The organism is Massilia horti, from assembly GCF_004614195.1.
Classification (GTDB): Bacteria; Pseudomonadota; Gammaproteobacteria; order Burkholderiales; family Burkholderiaceae_D; genus Telluria; species Telluria horti.
In genome coordinates this window covers 18,149-27,033 of the sequence record NZ_SPUM01000122.1, presented here as the reverse complement: position 1 = coordinate 27,033, position 8,885 = coordinate 18,149, and the positions used below count along the sequence as shown (strand labels likewise).

Annotated in this window: 7 protein-coding genes; all 7 read left to right on the top strand. The window is 65.3% G+C overall.

Annotated features, from left to right (window positions below):
- Nucleotides 1-1,575 (top strand): 23S rRNA pseudouridine(2605) synthase RluB (gene rluB / locus E4O92_RS18295; protein WP_135191087.1); only part of this gene is annotated, 1,575 nt, incomplete at its 5' end.
- Nucleotides 1,576-1,990: 415 nt separating this feature from the next.
- Entirely contained in the window at nt 1,991-2,476 is a 486-nt protein-coding gene (gene rimP / locus E4O92_RS18290) for a ribosome maturation factor RimP (protein WP_135191086.1), read from the top strand.
- On the top strand, nt 2,473-4,038 hold the full coding sequence (gene nusA, locus E4O92_RS18285) for a transcription termination factor NusA (RefSeq protein WP_135191085.1): 1,566 nt from the start codon (nt 2,473-2,475) through the stop codon (nt 4,036-4,038). Before rimP ends, nusA begins: the two co-directional genes overlap by 4 nt.
- A gap of 48 nt (nt 4,039-4,086) precedes the next feature.
- Complete coding sequence (infB, locus tag E4O92_RS18280; RefSeq protein WP_135191084.1) at nt 4,087-6,924, top strand: translation initiation factor IF-2; 2,838 nt, start codon at nt 4,087-4,089, stop codon at nt 6,922-6,924.
- A 128-nt stretch (nt 6,925-7,052) separates the two neighbouring features.
- Nucleotides 7,053-7,457: a 30S ribosome-binding factor RbfA gene (gene rbfA, locus E4O92_RS18275; RefSeq protein ID WP_135191083.1), complete on the top strand. Its 405-nt coding sequence runs from the start codon at nt 7,053-7,055 to the stop codon at nt 7,455-7,457.
- On the top strand, nt 7,454-8,380 hold the full coding sequence (gene truB, locus E4O92_RS18270) for a tRNA pseudouridine(55) synthase TruB (protein ID WP_135191082.1): 927 nt from the start codon (nt 7,454-7,456) through the stop codon (nt 8,378-8,380). Before rbfA ends, truB begins: the two co-directional genes overlap by 4 nt.
- A gap of 20 nt (nt 8,381-8,400) precedes the next feature.
- Complete coding sequence (locus E4O92_RS18265) at nt 8,401-8,667, top strand: hypothetical protein (protein WP_135191081.1); 267 nt, start codon at nt 8,401-8,403, stop codon at nt 8,665-8,667.
- The last annotated feature ends 218 nt before the right edge of the window (nt 8,668-8,885 follow it).

The following is an 8,885-nucleotide window of genomic DNA, read 5'->3' as shown; positions in this document are numbered from 1 at the left end:
GAACAAGCCGCAGGTGGAAGACGCGGTGCGCACGCAACTGAACCTGAATCCGCCGATGGCGAGCGCCAGGCAGCGTCGCCGAAAAAAGCGCGCAGTCCGCGCCAGATGCGCGAGCAGCGCACCAACCGCGAGGCGCGCCCGCAGCCCAGGACGGATGATGCCGCGCCCGGCGCCGAGCCGGTGGCGGCCACCGAGGAGCGCCGCGAGCAGCGCGCGGCCAAGGGCAGGCAGAAAGGCCAGAAGCCGCAGCACGGCGCGCAGCAGAAAGGCCAGCAGCAGGGCAAGCAGGCCAGGTCCAGGCAGGGCAGGAACCAGGGGCAGGGCAAGGCGCACGACGCCGACGCCGTGTTCTCGTTCGTGACTTCGGACGCGTTCGACGCCAACGAAGGTGGCCACGGCCAGCTGTCGAAAAAGCCGGCGCGCCGCGACCTGACCGCCGAGGACGACGCGCCCAAGCTGCACAAGGTGCTGGCCGAAGCGGGCCTCGGTTCGCGCCGCGACATGGAAGAATTGATCATTGCCGGCCGCGTGTCGGTCAATGGCGAGCCGGCCCACATCGGCCAGCGCATCCTGCCGACCGACGCGGTGCGCATCAACGGCAAGCTGATCCAGCGTAAGGCGAACAACAAGCCGCCGCGCGTGCTCATCTATCACAAGCCGGCCGGCGAAATCGTCAGCCACGACGATCCTGAAGGCCGTCCGTCGGTGTTCGACCGCCTGCCGACCATGAAAACCGGCAAATGGCTGGCGGTCGGCCGCCTGGACTTCAACACCGAGGGCCTGCTGCTGTTCACCACTTCCGGCGACCTCGCCAACCGCCTGATGCACCCGCGTTACAGCATCGACCGTGAATACGCGGTACGCACGCTGGGCGAACTGGAAGAAGGCATGCGCCAGAAGCTCTTGGCGGGCGTTGAGCTCGACGATGGCACGGCGGCGTTTTCCAAGATCAGCGACGGCGGCGGCGAAGGCGTGAACCGCTGGTACCGCGTGGTGATCGGCGAAGGCCGCAACCGCGAGGTGCGCCGCATGTTCGAGGCGGTCGGCCTGACCGTCTCGCGCCTGATCCGCACCCGCTACGGCGCGGTCACGCTGCCCACGGCCTTGAAGCGCGGCCGCTGGGAAGAAGTGGGCGAAAACGACGTGCGCAACCTGATGGCCGCGTTCGGCATCGAAAAGAAGGGCAGTGGGCCTGAGAAAGCCAAGGGCGGCGGCAAGGGCAAGCCGGACATGCGCCGCGCCGACGGCAACCGGATCGACCGCGCCGACGCCAACCGCAATGTCGACCCGTTCGGCCCCCAGGTGGTGCGCGCCGGCACGCAGCCGACCGGCGGCACCCAGGGTGGCCGCGGCATCGGCATGCCGGTGGGTAAGGGACGCAACGCGAATGCCGGCGGCGGTTTCGGCGGCCAGGGGCGTAGCGGCGGCCAGGGGCGCAGCGGCGGCAAGGGTCCGCGCCAGCCGGACCCGCTGCAAACCACGTTCGGCTTTGGCGGCCCCGGCGCTAATCGCCGCGGCGGGCAGGGACCTCGCGGTTCGGAGCATGGCTTGCCGCGTCGCGGCCGTCGCGGCTAGTCGTTCCACGGATTGCGCATCGCAGGGATGCGAGTGGTGACACCTTCAGCAAGCCGGTAACTCGTCGTTCCCGCGAAGGCGGGAACCCATCCTGAGCGTGAGCAGCAAACTCAGTATGGGCTCCCGCCTGCGCGGGAGCGACGGATCTACGCAAGCTCAGGGATCACCACCAGGGTGGTGCTCGGCCGGGCTGCGCCAGCGGTGCGCCATCAGGGCGTACTTACTGTTGTTTGCCTGTTTATTTTGCATGTGTGCGATTGCGGGCAAGGCAGGAAGGCGTTATAATTTGCAGCCTAATCAAAGTTCTTCCCAGCGTGTTTTGGTGCAAGTGCTTTCATCTGGTTGGGAATACAAAAAGATGGGCAAATGCCCATTTTTTTTTTGTTGAATCGTTTTAAAGCCCTGGAGAAGTGCCGTGCAGCAGTTTGAATTGATCGCCAAGACCGTCAGCGGACTCGGCTACGAGCTCGTTGATGTCGAACGCGGCGAGCGCGGGATCTTGCGCGTGTACATCGACTTTCCGGCCGACGTGGCCGAAGAGAAGGGGCCAATCACGGTCGAGGACTGCGCCACGGTGAGCCACCAGTTGTCGCACGTGCTGACGGTGGAAAATGTCGATTACGAGCGGCTCGAGATTTCGTCGCCCGGCCTCGACCGCCCCGTGCGCACGCTGGCGGACTTCGCGCGGTTTGCCGGCAGCGAGGTGACCGTCAAGCTGCGCCTGCCGATGCCAGGGACGAACCGCAAGACATTTACCGGAATCTTGTGTGCGCCGGAGGGCGACAAGATCGGTTTGGAATTTGAAAGTAAGGATGGTCCGGCATTGTTGGAATTTACGCTGGCCGAATTGGACAAAGCACGTTTGGTGCCACAGGTGGATTTTAGGAGTCGCAAAGCATGAGTCGCGAAATTTTGTTACTGGTTGATGCGCTCGCGCGCGAAAAGAACGTCGATAAGGAAGTCGTCTTCGGGGCGCTCGAGTTCGCCCTGGCGCAAGCCACGAAGAAACGTTACGAGGGCGACGTCGACATTCGTGTGGCCATTGACCGCGACACTGGCGAATTCGAAACCTTCCGCCGCTGGCACGTCGTGCCGGACGAAGCCGGCCTGCAGCTGCCTGACCAGGAAATCCTGCACTTCGAAGCCAAGGAACAGATCCCGGACATCGAGGTGGACGAATACATCGAGGAGCCGATCGAGTCGGTCGAGTTCGGCCGCCGCTTCGCCCAGGACACCAAGCAGGTCGTGCTGCAGCGCGTGCGCGACGCCGAGCGCGAGCAGATCCTGCAGGACTTCCTGGACCGCGGCGACGCGCTGGTCACCGGCACCATCAAGCGCATGGAGCGCGGCGACGCGATCGTCGAATCGGGCAAGATCGAAGCGCGCCTGCCGCGCGACCAGATGATCCCGAAGGAAAACCTGCGCATCGGCGACCGTGTGCGTGCGTACATCCTGCGCGTGGACCGCAACATGCGCGGCCCGCAGGTGATCCTGTCGCGCACCGCGCCGGAATTCATCATGAAGCTGTTCGAACTGGAAGTGCCGGAGATCGAGCAGGGCCTGCTGCAGATCAAGTCGGCTGCCCGTGACTCGGGCGTGCGCGCCAAGATTGCGGTCTACACCTCCGACAAGCGCATCGATCCGATCGGCACCTGCGTGGGCATGCGCGGTTCGCGCGTGCAGGCCGTGACCGGCGAACTGGGCGGCGAGCGGGTCGACATCGTGCTGTGGTCGGAAGATCCGGCGCAGTTCGTGATCGGCGCGCTGGCTCCGGCCAACGTGTCCTCGATCATGGTCGACGAGGAAAAGCACGCGATGGACGTGGTGGTCGACGAAGAGAACCTGGCGATCGCGATCGGCCGTTCGGGCCAGAACGTGCGCCTGGCGTCGGAACTGACCGGCTGGAAGATCAACATCATGACCGCCGAGGAATCGGCCAACAAGGTAGCCCAGGAAACGGCTGCGATCCGTGCGCTGTTCATGGAAAAGCTGGACGTGGACGACGAGGTGGCCAGCATCCTGGTGGACGAGGGCTTCTCCAGCCTTGAAGAAATCGCTTACGTCCCCATCTCGGAGATGCTCGAAATCGAGTCGTTCGACGACGACACCGTCAATGAACTGCGCACTCGCGCCCGCGATGCTCTGGTGACCGAAGCGATTGCCTCCGAAGAAGGTCTGGAAGGCATGGAAGAAGCGCTGGTCAACCTGGAGAGCATGGACCGCACCACCGCCGGCAAGCTTGGCCTGGCCGGCATCAAGACCCTGGAACAGTTTGCAGGCCTGGCCTACGACGAATTCGGCGCCATCCTGGCCCTGCCGGCCGACCGCGCCCGCGAACTGATCAAGAACGAGTTTAATGATGTGACCGACGATGAGATGAAGCTGGTCGACGCGAAGTATGACGACCGGGCCAAGGCATTGCAGGCGAAAGCCTGGGGTCTGGTTGAAACGGCCAAGGCGTAACTCCAGCAACAACTTTATCATCTCGCGACACATAGAAAAGAGGACTGAATGGCGAGTAACAACGTAGCCCAATTTGCCACCGAACTGAAGATGCCTGCAGACTTGCTGCTGACGCAGCTGCGTTCGGCCGGCGTCCAGAAAAGTTCGACGTCAGATCCCTTGTCGAAAGATGATAAGGACAAGCTGCTGAACCATCTGCGCCGTACCCACGGCACGGCGGATCAACCCGAAAAGAAGAAGATCACGCTGACCCGCAAGGAAACGACCGAGATCAAGCAGGCTGACGCCACCGGCAAGTCGCGCACGATCCAGGTTGAAGTGCGCAAGAAGCGCACCTTCGTCCAGCGCGACGACCTTGTGTCCCCCAGCGCCGCGCCGGCCGCGGCTGGCGGCCAGGTGATCGACGCCGCCGAACAGGCAAGGCGTGAGGAAGAGGCGCGGCGCCAGAGCGAGCTGATCGCGCGCCAGGAAGCGGAACTGCGCGAGAAGCAGGAACGCCTGGCCAAGCTGGAAGCCGAGAAGGCGGCCCAGGCCAAGGCGGCCGAAGAGCAGGCCCGCCGCGAGGCCGAAGAAGCGGCCAAGCGCGCCGCCGAGCAGGCCGCTGCCGGCGCTGCCGCCGCCAGCGAAGCTAAGAACGAAGCGAAGAGCGAAGCGAAAAAGGCCGAGGAAGCCAAGCGCCGCGCCGAATCCGAAGCCGCGGCCAAGGTTGCGGCTGAACGCGCTGCCGCCACCGAGCGCGCACGCAAGGCGGTGGCCGACGAAGTGGCGCAGATCCGCGCCATGATGGCCCAGCCGCGCCGTGTGATCAAGGCGCCGGAACCGGCGCCCGCTGCTGCGGCCCCGGCCGCAGCCCCGAAAGCGGCCGCAGGCACGCTGCACAAGCCGGCCGAGAAAAAGCCGGGCGTGGTCGGCAAGGAAGACAAGAAGCCGGGCGACAAGAAGTCGATCAAGTCGGCCAATGTCGCCTCGACCTGGTCGGATGACGCCAAGAAGCGCGGCGCCCCGGGCGCCAAGACCCGCGGCGGCGCCGGCACCCCTGCCGGACGCGACGGCTGGCGCGGTGGCGCCCGTGGCCGCCGTCCGGCCCACGAGGAACGCGAATCGAACTTCCAGGCGCCGACCGAGGCGATCGTGCGCGAAGTGCACGTGCCCGAAACCATCACCGTGGCCGAACTGGCGCACAAGATGTCGGTCAAGGCATCCGAGGTCATCAAGCAGCTGATGAAGCTGGGCCAGATGTGCACCATCAACCAGGTGCTCGACCAGGAAACCGCGATGATCGTGGTGGAAGAGATGGGCCACAAGGCGTTTGCCGCCGCGGTGGACGATCCGGAAGCGCTGCTGGCCGACCAGGGCGAGCACGCCGAGTTCGAATCGGTGTCGCGCGCGCCGGTGGTGACGGTGATGGGTCACGTCGACCACGGCAAGACCTCGCTGCTGGACTACATCCGCCGCGCCAAGGTGGCGGCGGGCGAAGCGGGCGGCATTACGCAGCACATCGGCGCCTACCACGTCGACACCCCGCGCGGCATGGTCACCTTCCTGGACACCCCGGGTCACGAGGCGTTCACCGCCATGCGTGCCCGCGGCGCCAAGGCGACCGACATCGTCATCCTGGTGGTGGCGGCCGACGACGGCGTGATGCCGCAAACCAAGGAGGCGATCGCCCACGCCAAGGCGGCCGGTGTGCCGCTGGTGGTGGCGATCAACAAGATCGACAAGCAGGGCGCCAACACCGACCGCGTGACCCAGGAACTGGTTGCCGAAGGCGTGGTGCCGGAAGAATACGGCGGCGATTCGCCGTTCGTGCCGGTATCGGCCAAGACCGGCCAGGGCATCGACGACCTGCTGGAAAACGTGCTGCTGCAGGCCGAAGTGCTGGAACTGAAGGCACCGGTCGAAGCGCCGGCGCGCGGCCTGGTGGTCGAGGCGCGCCTGGACAAGGGCCGCGGCCCGGTGGCAACGATCCTGGTGCAGTCGGGCACCCTGAAGCGCGGCGACGTCGTGCTGGCGGGTTCGTCCTACGGCCGGGTGCGTGCGATGCTCGACGAGAACGGCAAGGCCGTGGCCGAAGCCGGCCCGTCGATCCCGGTCGAGATCCAGGGCCTGACCGAAGTGCCGCAGGCTGGCGAAGAAGCAATGGTGATGGCCGACGAGCGCAAGGCGCGCGAGATCGCGCTGTTCCGTCAGGGCAAATTCCGCGACGTCAAACTGGCCAAGCAGCAAGCCGCGAAGCTGGAAAACATGTTCGACCAGATGGCCGAGGGCGAGGTCAAGAACCTGCCGCTCATCATCAAGGCCGACGTGCAGGGTTCGCAGGAAGCGCTGGTCAGCTCGCTGCAGAAGCTGTCGACGTCCGAAGTGCGGGTGCAGGTGGTGCACGCGGCGGTCGGTGGCATCTCGGAATCGGACGTCAACCTGGCGGTCGCATCCAAGGCGGTCATCCTCGGCTTTAACGCCCGTGCCGATGCATCGGCGCGCAAGCTGGCCGAGGCCAACGGCGTGGACATCCGCTACTACAACATCATTTACGATGCGATCGACGAGATCAAGGCGGCCATGTCCGGCATGCTGGCGCCGGAAAAGCGCGAGCACGTCACCGGCCAGGTCGAGATTCGCCAGGTCATCATGGTGTCGAAGGTCGGCGCGGTCGCGGGCTGCCTGGTCACCGACGGCGTGGTCAAGCGTACCTCGTCGGTGCGCCTGCTGCGCAACAACCTGGTCATCTGGACCGGCGAGATCGACTCGCTCAAGCGCTTCAAGGACGACGTCAAGGAAGTGCGTGCCGGCCTCGAGTGCGGTCTGTCGCTGAAGAACTACAACGACATCCAGGTGGGCGACACCCTCGAAGTGTTCGAAGTGCAGGAAGTGGCTCGTACGCTGTAACAAAACAGGGGGCCGAAGAGGCCTTGGTAGTACCATGTGGGGTCAGGGTGTTTTCGCGGCCGCGGTCGCGAAGAGCCCCTGGCCCCAAGTTTTTTACTGCTGAAGAAGAAACAATAAGCATCGCAACTATGGCTAAACACAGCAAAAACATCCCGTCGCGCGGCTTGCGCGTGGCCGACCAGATCCAGCGCGACCTGTCGGAAATCATTGCGTTCGAGCTGAAGGACCCGCGCGTGGGCATGGTCACGCTCACGGAAGTGCAGGTCACGCCCGACTACGCGCACGCCAAGGTGTACTTCACACTGCTCAAGGACAGCAAGGAAGAAGTGCAGCAGACCTTGAACGGCCTGAACAAGGCATCCGGCTTCCTGCGCAACGAACTGGGCAAGCGCCTGCACATCCACACGCTGCCGCAACTGCACTTCGTGCACGACATCTCGACCATGCGCGGCATGCACATGTCGGCGCTGATCGACCAGGCCAATGCCACCCGTGCCAAGGACGACGACATCGAGGACGCGGATTCGGAGTGAGCCACGCACGACTGAAAAAAGCGCGGGACCTGGTTGATGGCGTCCTGCTGCTCGACAAGCCGGTCGGCCTGTCATCGAACGACGCGCTGATCAAGGCCAAGCGCGTGCTTAACGCCAAGAAGGCCGGCCACACCGGCACCCTCGACCCATTTGCCACCGGCCTGTTGCCGCTGTGTTTTGGCGAAGCGACCAAGTTTTCGCAAGACCTGCTGGAAGCGGACAAGACCTACGAGGCGACGGTGAATTTGGGCATCATGACCAGCACCGGCGACACCGAAGGCACGGTGATCGAGGCGCGCGAGGTCGACGTGACGCTCGAGCAGATCGAGGCGGCACTGGCGCGCTTTCGCGGTCCCATCCTGCAGGTGCCGCCCATGTACTCGGCCCTGAAGCGCGACGGCAAGGCGCTGTACGAATATGCACGCGAAGGCATCACGCTCGAGCGCGAGGCGCGGCCGGTGACCATCCACGGGCTGGAGTTCGTCGCCTACGAGGCGCCGCTGCTCAAGATCCGCGTCACCTGCAGCAAAGGCACCTACGTGCGCGTGCTGGGCGAGGACATCGGCGCCGCGCTCGGCTGCGGCGCCCATCTCTCCAGCCTGCGCCGCACCGGCGTCGGGGCGCTGCGCACCGAACACATGATCACGCTGGAAGAACTGCAGGCGCATCCTGACCCGCTGTCGCTGCTGGCGCCAGTGGACGCGCTGCTGTCGAGTTTTCCGCGGATCGACCTGACTGGCGAGCTGGCCAAGCGCTTCCTGCATGGCCAGCGGCTCGCGCTTGGCAAGGAGTCCGCGATCGCCGTGCCCGAGCAGCAGGGCAGGGTGCGCGTCTATCACGACGGCCAGCTGCTCGGAACCGGGCTGCTGGGCGATTACGCCATCCTCGCACCCGAGCGCCTGGTCGCCGCGCGGGCAGCCTGAGCACTGTCCGCTGCTGAATCGTGGACAGGCGAGCGGCGTCCGCGGACGCTCGCTCGCCGGTCTTCCCTTCGAACTACAGGCTGTCGGTGCCCATCGGCGAATCGATCAGCCCGGTCACTGGCGGCAACTGGGAGGGCGTCGGGGTGGTGCCGGACGTTGCGCTTGACGAGAAGGAGGCGCTCGGCGCAGCCCATCGGCAGGCGCTGCTCGCACTGCGCGAACGCACCAAGGATGAGGCCGTACGTGACGGTTTGGCCAAGGCGCTGGAAGCGCTGGGCACGCACTGAGGGGCGAGCCGTGGTCGCGAACGCCGGGCAGTGAACGCATGTGAGCATCGACGTAGGGTGCGCACCTGTGCGCACGCGGTTCGCGAACGCCGCGCAATGAAGCACTAGCCGCAAGCCGGCATGCGATGACCGCGTGCGCACAGGTGCGCACCCTACGCCGTGCATGTACGGGGCTCTCCGGCGGCACTCCCTGCGCTTCGTAAAGCAAATATTTCCTA

Bases quoted from the DNA above. Each gene is read 5' to 3' on its own strand.
- nusA (WP_135191085.1), top strand. From the start codon at position 2,473: ATGAGTCGCGAAATTTTGTTACTGGTTGATGCGCTCGCGCGCGAAAAG.
- infB (WP_135191084.1), top strand. From the start codon at position 4,087: ATGGCGAGTAACAACGTAGCCCAATTTGCCACCGAACTGAAGATGCCT.
- rbfA (WP_135191083.1), top strand. From the start codon at position 7,053: ATGGCTAAACACAGCAAAAACATCCCGTCGCGCGGCTTGCGCGTGGCC.